12 protein-coding genes are annotated in these 14,309 nt (G+C 72.0%); 9 read left to right on the top strand and 3 right to left on the bottom strand.

What is annotated here, in order from left to right; all coding sequences use genetic code 11:
- Positions 1–105: 105 nt before the first annotated feature.
- The gene (locus DJ476_RS29785) at positions 106–651 is read right to left on the bottom strand and encodes a hypothetical protein (RefSeq protein ID WP_070204864.1); all 546 of its coding nucleotides are present in this window, start codon (positions 649–651) and stop codon (positions 106–108) included.
- A gap of 465 nt (positions 652–1,116) precedes the next feature.
- Here DJ476_RS29785 and fmt point away from each other — a divergent pair, with 465 nt between their 5' ends.
- The 4 genes from fmt (at position 1,117) to DJ476_RS29805 (ending at position 5,584) form a co-directional block, all read left to right on the top strand.
- Positions 1,117–2,049 carry a methionyl-tRNA formyltransferase gene (gene fmt / locus DJ476_RS29790; protein ID WP_053562005.1) on the top strand — a complete coding sequence of 311 codons (933 nt, stop codon included), beginning with the start codon at positions 1,117–1,119 and terminating at the stop codon, positions 2,047–2,049.
- A 131-nt stretch (positions 2,050–2,180) separates the two neighbouring features.
- Complete coding sequence (locus tag DJ476_RS29795; protein ID WP_053562006.1) at positions 2,181–3,614, top strand: RsmB/NOP family class I SAM-dependent RNA methyltransferase; 1,434 nt, start codon at positions 2,181–2,183, stop codon at positions 3,612–3,614.
- 158 nt (positions 3,615–3,772) lie between these two features.
- Positions 3,773–4,456: a ribulose-phosphate 3-epimerase gene (gene rpe / locus DJ476_RS29800; RefSeq protein WP_103421163.1), complete on the top strand. Its 684-nt coding sequence runs from the start codon at positions 3,773–3,775 to the stop codon at positions 4,454–4,456.
- 132 nt (positions 4,457–4,588) lie between these two features.
- On the top strand, positions 4,589–5,584 hold the full coding sequence (locus DJ476_RS29805; protein ID WP_018490194.1) for a sugar-binding transcriptional regulator: 996 nt from the start codon (positions 4,589–4,591) through the stop codon (positions 5,582–5,584).
- A 79-nt stretch (positions 5,585–5,663) separates the two neighbouring features.
- Here DJ476_RS29805 and DJ476_RS29810 read toward each other — a convergent pair whose 3' ends face one another.
- Positions 5,664–6,758, bottom strand: coding sequence for a terpene synthase family protein (locus tag DJ476_RS29810; RefSeq protein WP_112491945.1), 1,095 nt, complete (start codon positions 6,756–6,758; stop codon positions 5,664–5,666).
- A gap of 317 nt (positions 6,759–7,075) precedes the next feature.
- Between DJ476_RS29810 and DJ476_RS29815 the strand changes: the two genes are divergently transcribed.
- The 5 genes from DJ476_RS29815 to DJ476_RS29835 all read left to right on the top strand — a co-directional run bounded on the left by DJ476_RS29815 (position 7,076) and on the right by DJ476_RS29835 (position 13,530).
- Positions 7,076–8,542, top strand: coding sequence for a GuaB1 family IMP dehydrogenase-related protein (locus DJ476_RS29815; protein ID WP_103421161.1), 1,467 nt, complete (start codon positions 7,076–7,078; stop codon positions 8,540–8,542).
- Positions 8,543–8,726: 184 nt separating this feature from the next.
- Positions 8,727–10,184: an aldehyde dehydrogenase family protein gene (locus tag DJ476_RS29820; RefSeq protein WP_112491946.1), complete on the top strand. Its 1,458-nt coding sequence runs from the start codon at positions 8,727–8,729 to the stop codon at positions 10,182–10,184.
- Between the two features lie 140 nt (positions 10,185–10,324).
- Entirely contained in the window at positions 10,325–10,783 is a 459-nt protein-coding gene (locus DJ476_RS29825; RefSeq protein ID WP_093439645.1) for an Lrp/AsnC family transcriptional regulator, read from the top strand.
- Between the two features lie 206 nt (positions 10,784–10,989).
- A complete protein-coding gene (locus DJ476_RS29830; protein ID WP_103421159.1) occupies positions 10,990–11,787 on the top strand; it encodes a carbon-nitrogen hydrolase family protein in 798 nt (265 codons plus the stop codon).
- Between the two features lie 48 nt (positions 11,788–11,835).
- A complete protein-coding gene (locus DJ476_RS29835) occupies positions 11,836–13,530 on the top strand; it encodes a flavin monoamine oxidase family protein (RefSeq protein ID WP_103421158.1) in 1,695 nt (564 codons plus the stop codon).
- On the opposite strand, the gene DJ476_RS29840 is transcribed toward DJ476_RS29835, so the two are convergent.
- Entirely contained in the window at positions 13,491–14,189 is a 699-nt protein-coding gene (locus DJ476_RS29840) for a DUF5995 family protein (RefSeq protein WP_112492658.1), read from the bottom strand. The two genes, DJ476_RS29835 and DJ476_RS29840, sit on opposite strands and share 40 nt — an antisense overlap.
- Positions 14,190–14,309 lie beyond the last annotated feature (120 nt).

Raw genomic sequence — 14,309 nt, forward strand, 5'->3', positions numbered from 1 at the left:
GGTGACGAGCGTCTCCGGGGGCGGCCAGGGGGGCGGCCATGGATGTGGGGCGGCGGGCCGGGGAGACCGCCGCTCCGGGGCGTACGTGTCAGGCAGGCCCTGCGGTCAGCCGTTGCGCGGGCCCGGGAAGGCCCCGGGGCGCAGCTCCTCGCGGATCGGCTGCTGGACCGCCGACGGCTGCGGCGGCATCGAGCGGGCCGCCGGCACCGTGGGTACGGGAGATCCCGCGCCGGGGCCCACGGCGACCGGGCGGGGGGCCGTCGTGGTGTCGCCCTTCGTCTCGGCGTTCCCCGACTGCGCGGAGGCCCGGCGCGTGCCGTAACGGCGGTGCACCGCCTGCTTGGTGACCCCCAGCGCCGAGCCCACCGCGTCCCAGGAGAAGCCGAGTGAGCGGTCGAAGTCCACCGCCGCGGTGACCAGGGTCTCGACGCTGTCCCGCAGCTCCTGGGCGAGGCGGACGGTGGGGGCCGGGGCCCTGCCGTAGACGACGAAGCCCGCGGAGGGGCCGGAGCGGCGCGGGCGGTAGACGTTGCCCAGCTGGGCGGTGAGTGTGCGCAGCGCGTCCACCTGCCGCCGCACCCGCTCGATGTCCCGCACCAGAAGATGCAGGCTGGCCCGCGCTTGGGCGTCGTGGGTTGCGTGGTCGGCCATGAAGAAGCCTCTCGAACCGGCGTTGAAAGGGATCGGGCCGCATCGGGGCGACCCGCTTCGGTCAATCTCCTTTGACCAACGCCCGAGCCGGGTATGTGGTCACGCTATCGGGGCGTATGTGCATATGCACGGGGCGTGCGCGGCGCACGTGCGCCCCCTGATCGCCGGGCGGGCGGAAGCGACTGAGCCCCCTGGACACTGGTGCGCCCACAGGTCCCGAGCCTCCTGGACTACAGGTGTGCCCACGGGTCCCGAGCCCCCGGAACCACTGGTGTGCCCACAGCGCCTGACCCCCTGGATCAGCGATGCACCTGCAGCGGCCGAGCCCCTGATCAGCAGCGCGCTCGCGGCCCTCCGTGCGCCCCCGAGGCCACCCCCTAGACTGGTGTGCTGCTCGTCACCGTACGTCCTGGCCCGCCCGAGAGGCGCAGGAGTCCGAGAAGCCCGAGAGGCAGTCAGCCACCCATGAAGCTCGTCTTCGCCGGCACCCCCGAGGTCGCCGTCCCCGCCCTGGACGCCCTGATCGCCTCCGACCGCCACGAGGTGGCCGCCGTCGTTACCCGGCCCGACGCCCCCGCCGGGCGCGGCCGCCGGCTGGTGGCCAGCCCGGTGGCCGAGCGGGCGGCCGAGGCCGGGATCGAGGTGCTCAAGCCGGTGAAGCCCCGGGACGAGGAGTTCCTCGCCCGGCTGCGCGAGATCGCCCCGGACTGCTGCCCGGTCGTCGCCTACGGGGCCCTGCTGCCCAAGGTGGCCCTGGACGTGCCCGCCCGCGGCTGGGTCAACCTGCACTTCTCGCTGCTGCCCGCCTGGCGCGGCGCCGCGCCCGTACAGCACTCCCTGATGGCCGGGGACGAGGTGACCGGTGCCTCGACCTTTCTGATCGAGGAGGGGCTCGACTCCGGGCCGGTCTACGGGGTCCTCACCGAGGAGATCCGCCCCACCGACACCAGCGGCGACCTGCTCACCCGGCTCGCCTTCGCCGGGGCCGGGCTGCTCGCGGCCACCATGGACGGCATCGAGGACGGCACCCTGCACGCCGTGCCGCAGCCCCACGAGGGCGTCACCCTGGCCCCGAAGATCACCGTGGAGGACGCCCAGGTCGACTGGTCGGCCCCCGCCCTGCGCGTCGACCGCGTGGTGCGCGGCTGCACCCCCGCGCCCGGTGCCTGGACCCTCTTCCGGGGCGAGCGGCTCAAGCTCGTCCAGGCCACGCCCGTTCTGGACCGTACCGACCTGGCGCCCGGCGAGCTGTCGGCGGCGAAGAACAACGTGTACGCGGGCACCGGCTCGCACGCCGTCGAGCTGCTCTGGGTCCAGCCGCAGGGCAAGAAGCCGATGAAGGCCGCCGACTGGGCGCGCGGCGTCCGGATCGCCCCCGGCGAGCTGCTGGGCCTCTGAGAGCCCGTTCCCGGCAAGCTGCTCGGCCTCTGAGCCCCGCTTCCGGACTCCGGGCGCCCGTTCGGGTGCCCGGTGGCGGCGACGTACGCTGGGAGGGTTCGTCCCCTCACCCTCAGCGGAGCACCTTCCACGTGAACGACCAGCCGCGTCGCCGTCCCGCCAAGCCCCACCGCCGCCCCAAGAAGGACCCCGTCCGCTTCCTCGCCTTCGAGGCGCTGCGGGCCGTCGACGAGCGGGACGCGTACGCCAACCTCGTGCTGCCCCCGCTGCTGAAGAAGGCCCGCGCCAAGGGCGACTTCGACGGCCGGGACGCGGCGCTGGCGACCGAGCTGGTCTACGGGACGCTGCGCCGCCAGGGCACGTACGACGCGATCGTGGCGGCCTGCATCGACCGGCCGCTCCGTGAGGTCGACCCGCCGGTGCTGGACGTGCTGAACATGGGCGTCCACCAGCTCCTGGGCACCCGCATCCCCACCCACGCCGCCGTCTCCGCCAGTGTGGAGCTGGCCCGGGTGGTGCTGGGCGAGGGGCGGGCGAAGTTCGTCAACGCGGTGCTGCGCAAGGTCTCCGCGCACGACCTGGACGGCTGGGTGGAGAAGGTCGCGCCGCCGTACGAGGAGGACGCCGAGGACCACCTCGCGGTCGTCCACTCCCACCCGCGCTGGGTCGTCTCGGCGCTCTGGGACGCGCTCGGCGGCGGCCGGGCCGGGATCGAGGACCTGCTGGAGGCCGACAACGAGCGGCCCGAGGTGACGCTCGTGGCCCGCCCCGGCCGCTCCACCACCGAGGAGCTGGTCAAGGCGCTCGGCGACGAGAACGCGCTGCCGGGCCGCTGGTCCCCGTACGCCGTGCGGATGGCCGAGGGCGGCGAGCCCGGGGCCCTGACGGCGGTCCAGGAGGGCCGGGCGGGCGTCCAGGACGAGGGCAGCCAGCTGGTCGCCGCCGCGCTGGCCGCCGTCCCGGTGGAGGGCCGGGACACCCGCTGGCTGGACGGCTGCGCAGGCCCCGGCGGCAAGGCCGCCCTGCTGGCCGCCCTCGCCGCCGAGCGGGGGGCCACCCTGCTGGCCGCCGAGAAGCAGCCGCACCGGGCCCGGCTGGTCGAGCGGGCGCTCGCCGGCAACCCGGGTCCGTACCAGGTGATCACCGCCGACGGCACCCGCCCGCCGTGGCTGCCCGGCACCTTCGACCGCATTCTCATGGACGTGCCGTGCTCCGGCCTGGGCGCGCTCCGCCGCCGCCCCGAGGCCCGCTGGCGGCGCCGCGCGGAGGACCTGGAGGCCTTCTCGCCGCTCCAACGCGCCCTGCTGCGCGAGGCGTTGAAGGCCGTACGGGTCGGGGGCGTGGTCGGGTACGCCACCTGCTCGCCGCATCTCGCGGAGACCCGGGTGGTCGTCGAGGACGTCCTGAAGGGGCGTGGCGGCGAGCCGGTGGAGGCCGAGTGGGTCGATGCCCGCCCGCTGATGCCGGGCGTGCCCGCCCTCGGGGACGGACCCGATGTCCAGCTCTGGCCGCATCTGCACGGGACCGACGCCATGTATCTCGCTCTGCTGCGCAGGACCGGCTGAATATCGCCCTGACAATCGGTCTCTCCCGGCCTCGCCGCACGGCAAAAGAAAAGTAAAGCACTGGCAAAATGCGCAGAATGTGCGAACTGTGATGGCCGGGTGAGCCTTTGGCGACCGCCGAGGCGAGGAACCGGCGCGGAACATGGCAGGCTTGGGGCATGGCGCAGATCAACCCCAGCATCCTGTCCGCCGATTTCGCCCGTCTCGCCGAGGAGGCGAAGGCCGTCGAAGGCGCGGACTGGCTCCACGTCGACGTGATGGACAACCACTTCGTGCCCAACCTGACCCTCGGCGTGCCGATCGTCGAGGCGCTGGGCAAGGCCACGGACACCCCGCTGGACTGCCACCTCATGATCGAGGACCCCGACCGCTGGGCCCCGCAGTATGTGGAGGCGGGCGCCGGTTCGGTCACCTTCCACGCCGAGGCCGCCGCGGCGCCGGTGCGCCTGGCGCGGGAGATCCGGGCGAAGGGGGCGCGGGCGTCGATGGCGCTCAAGCCCGCCACGCCCATCGAGCCGTACGAGGACCTGCTCCCCGAGCTGGACATGCTGCTGATCATGACCGTCGAGCCGGGCTTCGGTGGCCAGGCCTTCCTGGACATCATGCTGCCGAAGATCCGCCGCACCCGGGAGCTGATCAGCAAGCACGGTCTGGAGCTGTGGCTCCAGGTCGACGGCGGGGTCTCGGCGACCACGATCGAGCGGTGCGCCGAGGCGGGCGCCGACGTCTTCGTCGCGGGATCGGCGGTCTACGGGGCGGACGACCCGGCGGGCGCGGTGCGAGGTCTGCGGGCCCAGGCGGAGGCGGCCACGGCCGCCGCGCCCTGGGCATGCGGCCACTGAACAAAGGGCAGATGAACGCGGCCCGACGGGGCCGATCAAGGGTCGCCGGATCTGACAGGATGACGGCGTATCGGGCGTGTGAACAGCAGTGAGGAGATCGCGGTGTCTGGCATCTCGGCGGGTCGGTCAGCCATGCGGATGGGACCCGCGGAGCTGGTGCAGGCGGCGGCCATGGCCCGCCGGTTCTACCTGGAGGGCAAGTCCAAGATCCAGATCGCCGAGGAGTTCGGCGTCAGCCGCTTCAAGGTGGCCCGGGTCCTGGAGACGGCCCTGGAGCGTGATCTCGTACGGATCGAGATCCGGGTGCCGGCCGAGCTGGACGCCGAACGCTCCGACGCGCTCCGGGCCCGCTACGGGCTGCGCCACGCGGTCGTCGTCGAGTCCCCGGCCGAGGAGCAGGACGACGCTCCCGACCCGGAGAACCTGGGCGAGGTCGCGGCCGACCTCCTCGGTGAGCTGGTGGCCGAGGGCGATGTGCTCGGCCTGGCCTGGGGCCGCTCCACCATCCACATGGCGGCGGCGCTCGACCGCCTGCCGCCCTGCACCGTCGTCCAGCTGACCGGGGTGTACGACGCGGGCACCGCCGAGCGCGGCTCGGTCGAGGCGGTCCGCCGGGCCGCCCAGGTCTCCGGCGGCGAGGCCCACCCCATCTACGCCCCGATGCTGCTGCCCGACCCGGCGACGGCTGCCGCGCTGCGCGAGCAGACGGGCATCGCCCGCGCCTTCGAGTACTTCGACAAGGTGACGGTCGCCGCCGTCTCCATCGGCTCCTGGGAGCCGGGCATCTCCACGGTCCACGACATGCTCTCCGACGAGGAGCGCGCCCACTACGCCTCGCTCGGCGTCGCCGCCGAGATGTCCGCGCACCTCTTCGACGCCGACGGCCGCCGGGTCGGGCGCGACCTGGGCGAGCGGTGCATCACGGTGGAGGCGGACCGGCTGCGCCGCATCCCCGAGGTGGTGGCCATCGCGGGCGGTCTGCGCAAGGCCGCCGCGATCGGGGCCGTACTCCGGTCGGGTCTGGTCACCAGCCTGGTGACGGACACCGCCGCCGCCGACTATCTGCTCACCGAGTCGGCCGCCGGGGTGCGCCCGGCGCTGGAGCGGGCGGACCCGGACGGGGAGTGACCTCGGGCGCGTAGCGGAGGAGGCCGGACACCCTTGGGGGTGTCCGGCCTCCTCCCATAGCGCGTAACGCCTCGGCGCCTCACCCCTGGCGCGGCGCCTCCGCGGCGCACGCCTGGCGCGGGACCTCCGCCGCGCCCGGGGCGGCCTCCGCGTGGTCGGGCGCTATGCCCAGCACGGTCTCCTCCAGATACTGCTCGGGCTCCTCGTACTGGCCCACGTCGGCCGGGTTGTAGCGCGGGGTCAGCCGCGACCAGTCCAGGTTCCCCCGCATCCAGCTGCGCATCCCCTCCAGATACGGCACCAGCAGCCCGATCAGCTCCGGATACAGCTCCAGCAGCTCGTCCTCGGCGGTCAGGAACCGCTCCGTCTCCAGCGCCAGCCGCTCCGCGACATGGTCCAGCGCCTGCTGCTCGCCGAGGCCCCGGTGGTGGCGGACCAGGTGGACGAGATTGTGGATCTCGCCGAGCACCTGCTCCTTCTCGAAGGAGTAGACGTCGTTGGCCCAGCACACATGGTTGCAGGCGGCTTCCAGGGCGGTGATGAACCGGGGGTCGTTGTGGAGCGACTCCGGTGCCTCGATCCGGGCGACGATCTCTATGAGGTCCATGCAGACGTGGATGGCCCCGGTGTGCCGCCGCTTGGCGATGTACGTCTCCTCGGACGGCACCACGCCCTCGGCACGGTTGCCCGCCTCCCAGGTGGTGGCCGTCGTGAGGTAGGTGACCAGATGCCAGGCGAACCGGGTCCGCCAGTGGGGGGCCGCGTTCGGTGTCGTACGTGCCCACAGGTCCATCAGGGCGATCACGGCGGCGGGCAGCTCCTCGCCCGGCAGGGGCGCCGGGGCGGTGCCGTCCACCACGGCCCGCATCCGGTCCACCACGGCGCGCACCAGCTCGGGGGAGCGGCCGAGGTGGCCGTCGTCGAGCTGGTCGTCGACGAGGAAGAGCCAGACGAACCAATCGGCCACCAGATCGAGGTGCTCCGGATCGGCCGTCGGGTAGACCATGCCGACGAACGCGCCGAAATCGGCTTGTTCGAAGCGGTTCATCGCGGACTCGCGGTGCACCAGACCCGTCTGTCTGACCCAGGTGGCCAGATGGCCACGGACGTGCCCGACGTGCGGATTCGTCCGCTGGGGGAACGGGCAGTAGATGTCCGGCAGTTCGCTGTCCACAGGCGGATCTGGATCCTCTCCGGTCAAACGGTGTGCCGGGGCCGCCGATGTGCCGGAGCGGCACCTCGGACACCCCGAGACCTGCGGCTTTGAAGCTACCTGACCCGTTGTCACCGGGTCCAGGGATGGTGATCACGAATGATTCGAATCCCGTTCGGGTAGAGTCCGTGGGTAAGGCAGGTTCCACTTGCCCGGGACCCCCGGCCACCTCTCAGGAGGCCTCCAGGATCGCTTTGGAGGAACAGACGAACGCGGGGGTCTTTTGCTGTGTCTTCGTGGAAACGACCTGCGCCGTTTCGTATGAAAAAATGAGATTTATGCGCTTTCTTGAGCCGGGCACCGGTCGCTACACAGACTCCTCCGTGGTTCCGTACGACCTCACGTACGACGACGTCTTCATGGTTCCGGGCCGCTCCGCCGTCGGCTCCCGCCAGGCCGTGGACCTCTCCTCGCCGGACGGGACCGGTACCACCATCCCGCTCGTGGTCGCCAACATGACCGCCATCGCGGGCCGCCGGATGGCCGAAACCGTCGCCCGCCGCGGCGGGCTCGTCGTCATCCCCCAGGACATCCCGATCGAGGTCGTCACCGACGTCATCACCTGGGTCAAGACGCGCCACCTCGTCCTGGACACCCCGATCGAGCTGGCCCCCGGCCAGACCGTCGCCGACGCGCTCTCCCTGCTGCCCAAGCGGGCGCACGGCGCGGGCGTCGTCGTGGACGCGGACCGCCGCCCGGTCGGCGTCGTCACCGACCACGACCTGACCGGCGTCGACCGCTTCACCCAGCTCTCCGAGGTCATGTCCAAGGACCTGGTCCTGCTGGACGCGGACATCGACCCGCGCGACGCCTTCAACAAGCTCGACGGCGCCAACCGCAAGCTCGCCCCCGCCGTGGACAAGGACGGCCGCCTCGTCGGCATCCTCACCCGCAAGGCCGCTCTGCGCGCCACCCTCTACACCCCCGCCACCGACGCCCAGGGCCGCCTGCGCATCGCGGCCGCCGTCGGCATCAACGGCGACGTGGCGGGCAAGGCCAAGCAGCTCCTGGACGCGGGCGTCGACACCCTCGTCGTGGACACCGCCCACGGCCACCAGGAATCCATGATCGCCGCCGTGAAGGCGGTACGGGCCCTGGACCCGCGGGTCCCGATCGTCGCGGGCAACATCGTCGCCGCCGAGGGCGTACGCGACCTGATCGAGGCGGGCGCCGACATCATCAAGGTCGGCGTCGGCCCCGGCGCCATGTGCACCACCCGCATGATGACCGGCGTCGGCCGGCCGCAGTTCTCCGCCGTCCTGGAGTGCGCCGCCGAGGCGAAGAAGCACGGCAAGCACGTCTGGGCGGACGGCGGCGTCCGCCACCCGCGCGATGTCGCCATGGCGCTCGCCGCGGGCGCGTCCAACGTGATGATCGGCTCCTGGTTCGCGGGGACGTACGAGTCGCCCGGCGACCTCCAGCAGTCCGCCGACGGCCGCTCCTACAAGGAGTCCTTCGGCATGGCCTCCGCGCGCGCCGTGAAGAACCGCACCTCGGACGAGTCCGCGTACGACCGGGCCCGCAAGGCGCTCTTCGAGGAGGGCATCTCCACCTCCCGGATGTTCCTCGACCCGGCCCGCCCGGGCGTCGAGGACCTGATCGACTCGATCATCGCGGGCGTCCGCTCCTCCTGCACCTACGCCGGTGCCGCCTCCCTGGAGGAGTTCGCGGAGAAGGCCGTCGTCGGCATCCAGAGCGCCGCCGGTTACGCCGAGGGCAAGCCGCTGCACGCCAGCTGGAGTTGATCCTCCCCGACACCCCTGCCCCTTCCGGTCATTCGTACCGGGAGGGGCAGCGGCGTTCCGGAACCCCTGCAGACGCCCTTCCCGGGCGCCCGTCCGAGGTGGCCGGGATCCCGCTTCAACTCTGTTGAAAGCTCAGTAATATGAACCGCAATCAGCTGCCTCCCTCTCTGCGGTAAGGGATCTCATGTCCTTCTTCACTGACCTGGCCCATCAGTACATCGACGGCGAGTGGCGGCCGGGGAAGGGGTCCTGGGACATCATCGACTTCAACCCCTTCGACGGGGAGAAGCTCGCCTCGATCCCGGTGGCCACCGCCGAGGAGGTCGACCAGGCCTACCGCGCGGCCGAGCGCGCCCAGCAGGCGTGGGCCGACACCAACCCGTACGCCCGGCGCACGGTCCTGGAAAAGGCGCTGCGGATCGTCGAGGAGCGCGAGCCGGAGATCGCCGGGGCCATCGTCGCGGAGCTGGGCGGCACCCACCTGAAGGCCGCCTTCGAACTGCACCTGGCCAAGGAGTTCCTGCGCGAGGCCATCCAGCTCGCCCTGCGCCCGGCCGGGCAGATCCTCCCCTCGCCCACCGAGGGCAAGGAGAACCGCGTCTACCGGGTGCCCGTCGGGGTCGTCGGGGTCATCAGCCCCTTCAACTTCCCCTTCCTGCTCTCCCTCAAGTCCGTCGCCCCCGCCCTCGCCCTCGGCAACGCGGTCGTCCTCAAGCCGCACCAGAACACCCCGATCTGCGGCGGCACCCTGCTGGCCAAGGTCTTCGAGGACGCCGGGCTGCCCGCCGGACTGCTCAACGTCGTCGTCACCGACATCGCGGAGATCGGTGACACCCTGCTGGAGCACCCCGTACCGCAGGTCATCTCCTTCACCGGCTCCGACAAGGTCGGCCGGCACGTCGCCACCGTCTGCGCCGCCAACCTCAAGCGCGTCGTCCTCGAACTCGGCGGCAACAGCGCCCTGATCGTGCTCGACGACGCCGACGTGGAGTACGCGGTCGACGCCGCGGTCTTCAGCCGTTACGTCCACCAGGGCCAGGTCTGCATGGCCGCCAACCGCATCCTGGTCGACCGGGCGGTCGAGGCCGAGTTCACCGAGAAGTTCGTCGCCAAGGTCGCCTCCCTCACCGTCGGGGACCCGGCCGACCCGGCCACCCAGATCGGCCCGCTGATCAACTCCTCGCAGGCCGAGTCCATCTCCCGGCTCGTCGACGAGACCGTCGAGTCCGGCGCCACCGCGCTGCTCCACGGCCGCGTCGACGGCAACCTGGTCAGCCCCTCCGTCCTCACCGGCCTGCCCGCCGACTCGCCCGTCCTCCGGCAGGAGATCTTCGGCCCGGTCGCCCTGATCGTCCCCTTCGACGGCGAGGACGAGGCCGTCCGGATCGCCAACGACACCCCGTACGGTCTCAGCGGCGCCGTCCACACCGGCAACATCGAGCGCGGCGTCCGGGTCGGGCAGCGCATCCACACCGGCATGATCCACATCAACGACGGCACCGTCCACGACGAGCCGATCGTCCCCTTCGGCGGCGAGAAGGGCTCGGGGCTCGGCCGGCTGAACGGCGAGTCGATGGTGGAGGCCTTCACCACCCAGAAGTGGATCTCCGTCCAGCACGGCCGCTCGCAGTTCCCCTTCTGACCCACGGGCCACCCGCCGGACGCACGGGCCTTCCCCTGCGCCGAGCACGCCCCCGGCGGCGGCTCATGGTCTACTGCGGGAGGCGGCACACCCGCCGCCTCCCGCAGCCGGACCCATCGCAGAGAAGTGAACCGCCCGACGTGCGCCTGAACGACCTCGACGAACGCATCGTCCACGCCCTCGCCGAAGACGCCCGGCGCTCCTACGCCGACATCGGCGCCATCGTCGGCCTTTCCGCCCCCGCCGTGAAACGCCGCGTCGACCGGCTCCGCGCCGAGGGCGCGATCACCGGCTTCACCGTCCGCGTCGACCCGGCCGCGCTCGGCTGGGAGACCGAGGGCTTCATCGAGATCTACTGCAGCCGCAACACCTCCCCGGAAGCGATCAAGCAGGGCCTGGCCCGCTACCCGGAGATCGCCTCGGCCTCCACCGTCACCGGCGAGGCCGACGCGGTGGTTCAGGTCTTCGCCGCCGACATGCGCCACTTCGAGCAGGTGCTGGAGCGGATCGCGGGGGAGCCGTACGTCGAGCGGACCAAGTCCGTCCTGGTCCTCTCCCCGCTGCTGCGCCGCTACTCGGCGGAGGCCCCGCCGGCCTGATCCGGGGCCCGTACAGCGCCCCGGGAAGTGGCGCACATCACCCCACTGACCTGCGGTGATGCCCGACGCAACATTTCGCCGCCGGCGGGCCCCGGGGCGCAACGAATCGACGGTCGGTGCGCAACACTCGCGCCTTGTCCGGGCCGAACGGCGACACGTACCGTCGATACGTCTCCCCACCCCGCCCGCACCGTCCGAGGTCAGCCATGCCCCCGTTGCGTACCGCCCTGCTCCAGAGTTCCGGCCGGCCCGGCGCCGTCGAGGCGAACCTGAAGACGCTGGACGAGGCCGCCGCGCGCGCCGCCGCGGCCGGTGCCCGGCTGCTGGTCGCCCCCGAGCTGTTCCTGACCGGGTACGCCATCGGGGACGCCGTCCCGGAGCTGGCCGAGCCTGCCGACGGCCCCGGCGCGCAGGCCGCCGCCGAGATCGCCGTACGCCACGGCCTCGCGGTCCTCTACGGCTACCCGGAGCGCGACGGCGAGCGGATCTTCAACTCCTCCCAGCTGATCGGCCCCGACGGCACGCGGCTGGCGAACTACCGCAAGACCCACCTCTTCGGCTGCTTCGAGCAGGAGTGGTTCACCCCGGGCGAGGAGACCGTGGTCCAGGCGGAGCTGGACGGCATCCGGATCGGCCTGCTGATCTGCTACGACGTCGAGTTCCCGGAGAACGTACGGGCGCACGCCCTGGCCGGCACCGACCTGCTGCTGGTGCCCACCGCGCAGATGCACCCCTTCCAGTTCGTCGCCGAATCCGTCGTCCCCGTACGGGCCTTCGAGAGCCAGCTGTACGTGGCGTACGTCAACCGGACCGGCCCGGAAGGCGAGTTCGAGTTCGTCGGGCTGAGCTGCCTGGCCGGCCCCGACGGCACCGTACGCACCCGCGCCGGGCGCGGCGAGGAACTGGTGATCGGTGAGGTGGACCCGGAGTTCCTGGCCGCCTCCCGCGCCGCCAACCCGTATCTGCACGACCGCCGCCCCGGCCTCTACGGCTCCCTCGCCTGAGCCCGCCCCCTCCCCGAACTTCCGTACAGCGCAAGGAGTCCGTACCCCATGACGTCCACGGTGCCCAACGCCGTCCAGCACACCGACGCCACCGCCCCGCCGATCACCATGTTCGGGCCGGACTTCCCGTACGCGTACGACGACTTCCTCGCCCACCCGGCCGGCCTCGGCCAGATACCGGCGACCGAGCACGGCCAGGAGGTCGCCGTCATCGGCGGCGGGCTCTCCGGCATCATCGCCGCGTACGAGCTGATGAAGATGGGCCTCAAGCCCGTCGTCTACGAGGCGGACCGGATCGGCGGCCGGCTGCGGACCGTCGGCTTCGACGGCTGCGACCCCTCGCTCACCGCCGAGATGGGCGCCATGCGCTTCCCGCCGTCCTCCACGGCGCTCCAGCACTACATCGACCTGGTCGGCCTGGAGACCCGCGCGTTCCCCAACCCGCTCTCCCCGGCCACCCCCTCCACCGTCGTGGACCTCAAGGGCGAGTCGCACTACGCCGAGACCATCGACGACCTGCCGCAGGTCTACCGCGATGTGGCCGACGCCTGGAACGCCTGTCTGGAGGAGGGCGCCGACTTCTCCGACATGAACCGGGCGCTGCGCGAGCGCGACGTCCCGCGCATCCGCGAGATCTGGTCGCAGCTCGTCGAGCGGCTCGACAACCAGACCTTCTACGGCTTCCTCTGCGAGTCCGAGGCCTTCAAGTCCTTCCGCCACCGCGAGATCTTCGGCCAGGTCGGCTTCGGCACCGGCGGCTGGGACACCGACTTCCCCAACTCCATCCTGGAGATCCTGCGGGTCGTCTACACCGAGGCCGACGACCACCACCGCGGCATCGTCGGCGGCAGCCAGCAGCTCCCGCTGCGCCTCTGGGACCGGGAGCCGCAGAAGATCGTCCACTGGCCGCAGGGCACCTCGCTCTCCTCCCTGCACGGCGGCGAGCCGCGCGGCGCGGTCACCCGGTTGACCCGTACGGCGGGCAACCGCATCACCGTCACCGACGCCTCCGGCGACATCCGCACCTACCGGGCCGCCGTCTTCACCGGCCAGTCCTGGCTGCTGCTCTCCAAGATCGACTGCGATGACGCGCTCTTCCCGATCGACCACTGGACGGCGATGGAGCGCACCCACTACATGGAGTCGTCCAAGCTGTTCGTCCCCGTCGACCGGCCGTTCTGGCTGGACAAGGACGAGAGCACCGGCCGCGACACCATGTCGATGACGCTCACCGACCGGATGACCCGGGGGACCTACCTCCTGGACGACGGCCCGGACAAGCCCGCCGTCATCTGCCTCTCCTACACGTGGTGCGACGACAGCCTGAAGTGGCTGCCGCTCTCCCCGAAGGAGCGCATGGAGGTCATGCTCAAGTCGCTCGGCGAGATCTACCCGAACGTCGACATCCGCAGCCACATCATCGGCAACCCGGTCACCGTCTCCTGGGAGAACGAGCCCTGGTTCATGGGCGCGTTCAAGGCGAACCTGCCCGGCCACTACCGCTACCAGCGGCGGCTGTTCACCCACTTCATGCAGGACCGGCTGCCCGAGGACAAGCGCGGGATCTTCCTCGCCGGGGACGACATCTCCTGGACGGCCGGCTGGGCCGAGGGCGCCGTGCAGACCGCGCTCAACGCGGTGTGGGGCGTCATGCACCAGTTCGGCGGGGCCACCGACCCGACCAACCCCGGGCCCGGCGACCTCTACGACGAGATCGCGCCGGTGGAGCTGCCGGAGGACTGAGCCGGGAGCCACATCGGTGTGCGGGCGTCGGCGGCCGGGGTGAGCAGGAAGCGCACCACGAGCCCGGCGCCCGCGTCCGTACGCTGCCTGAACTCCTCGGCCAGCGCCGGGGATCCGCGCAGCTGCCGGAGCACCCGGGCCGTCGACCAGGCCGCCTCACGGGCCCGCTCCAGGCTCCAGGAACTCACCAGATGGGTGAGCGGGTCCGTGATCCGGAGCAGGTCGGGGTCCGGCATCAGCTCGTCGTGGATCCGCTCCTCCAGGAGCGTGAGGAGATCGCCCACCCGCTCGAACTCCCCTTCCAGCGCCGCCGGTTCGCAGTCGCGCGCGCGGCAGATGTCCACCATGGCCAGGGGCAGGTCGTGCGCGATGTGCGCATGGAGACCGGCGAGCGCGAACTGCACGGGGCGTACGCCGGGGTGGTGGCGGTACTGGAACAGCGGCCGTCGGCACTCCGGCGTCCGCCCGCCCGCGTCCGCCGCGTCGAGCGCCGCCAGATACCGCTCCGCGAGCCGTGCCTCCAGGGAACCGCCCCTTCGGCGTTCCGCCCCAACGACCGCCAGCCGTACGTCGTGGAAGACCCCGATTCCGTCTCCGGGCGGCCACCGGCGGGGGCGGGAGCGCACTGCCGGTTCCGTGGACTGTTCGGTCTGCGTCATGTGCGGAGCGTCCCAGTCCTGGGCCCGGCCCGGCACCGGTCGGCCGAAGGTTCATCGGAACGGACGAACGACCGTGCCGGAAAAGGGGTTCGAGGCGCGCCGGGCGCCCGCGACGGCCGC

Origin of the sequence: Streptomyces bacillaris (assembly GCF_003268675.1) — a bacterium.
In the GTDB taxonomy this organism is placed as follows: Bacteria; Actinomycetota; Actinomycetes; order Streptomycetales; family Streptomycetaceae; genus Streptomyces; species Streptomyces bacillaris.

Excerpts from the sequence above, each read along its gene's own strand:
- DJ476_RS29820 (WP_112491946.1), top strand. The coding sequence starts at position 8,727 with ATGTCCTTCTTCACTGACCTGGCCCATCAGTACATCGACGGCGAGTGG.
- DJ476_RS29830 (WP_103421159.1), top strand. The coding sequence starts at position 10,990 with ATGCCCCCGTTGCGTACCGCCCTGCTCCAGAGTTCCGGCCGGCCCGGC.
- DJ476_RS29835 (WP_103421158.1), top strand. The coding sequence starts at position 11,836 with ATGACGTCCACGGTGCCCAACGCCGTCCAGCACACCGACGCCACCGCC.
- DJ476_RS29840 (WP_112492658.1), bottom strand. The coding sequence starts at position 14,189 with ATGACGCAGACCGAACAGTCCACGGAACCGGCAGTGCGCTCCCGCCCC.
- DJ476_RS29785 (WP_070204864.1), bottom strand. The coding sequence starts at position 651 with ATGGCCGACCACGCAACCCACGACGCCCAAGCGCGGGCCAGCCTGCAT.
- fmt (WP_053562005.1), top strand. The coding sequence starts at position 1,117 with ATGAAGCTCGTCTTCGCCGGCACCCCCGAGGTCGCCGTCCCCGCCCTG.
- DJ476_RS29805 (WP_018490194.1), top strand. The coding sequence starts at position 4,589 with ATGCGGATGGGACCCGCGGAGCTGGTGCAGGCGGCGGCCATGGCCCGC.
- DJ476_RS29815 (WP_103421161.1), top strand. The coding sequence starts at position 7,076 with ATGCGCTTTCTTGAGCCGGGCACCGGTCGCTACACAGACTCCTCCGTG.
- rpe (WP_103421163.1), top strand. The coding sequence starts at position 3,773 with ATGGCGCAGATCAACCCCAGCATCCTGTCCGCCGATTTCGCCCGTCTC.